This window comes from Leptotrichia sp. OH3620_COT-345 (genome assembly GCF_003932895.1).
Lineage (GTDB): Bacteria > Fusobacteriota > Fusobacteriia > Fusobacteriales > Leptotrichiaceae > Pseudoleptotrichia.
In genome coordinates, this window is sequence record NZ_RQYW01000136.1 from 1 (window position 1) to 411 (window position 411).

Genomic DNA, 411 nt, shown 5'->3' on the forward strand with positions numbered 1-411 from the left:
ACAGACACCGGGAGCGCCAATCCATCCAGATGAACCAGATGGACCAAAGTGGCCAACTCGCACCAACTATGATAAGACGGTCCATGAGACCGTCAGTTATGTTGATCAGACTGGACACGTAGTGGCCAAGCCGCACACTGATTCTGTCAACTTCACACGAACCGTCGTTGTCGATAACGTTACTGGTGAAGTGATTACGAGTGGTGCTGGAACAACCGCCTGGACAGCGACAAATGGTGATACAACCTTTGATGCCGTTGTTAGTCCAGTGGTGTCGGGATCTGTAGCTGATAAAGCGCAGACAGCTGTCGTAACTGACCTGAATGCCGATTCAGCAGATGTTAATGAGACCGTGACATACACGAAAGTCGGATCATTGGTACCAAGCTCAAGTGATGGGAACTTCCCTAG

1 protein-coding gene is annotated in these 411 nt (G+C 50.1%); it reads left to right on the forward strand.

Annotated elements, in window-relative coordinates; genetic code table 11:
* Window positions 1–121: 121 nt before the first annotated feature.
* On the forward strand, window positions 122–411 hold a 290-nt coding region (locus tag EII29_RS11635), incomplete at its 3' end, for a hypothetical protein (RefSeq protein ID WP_233573341.1).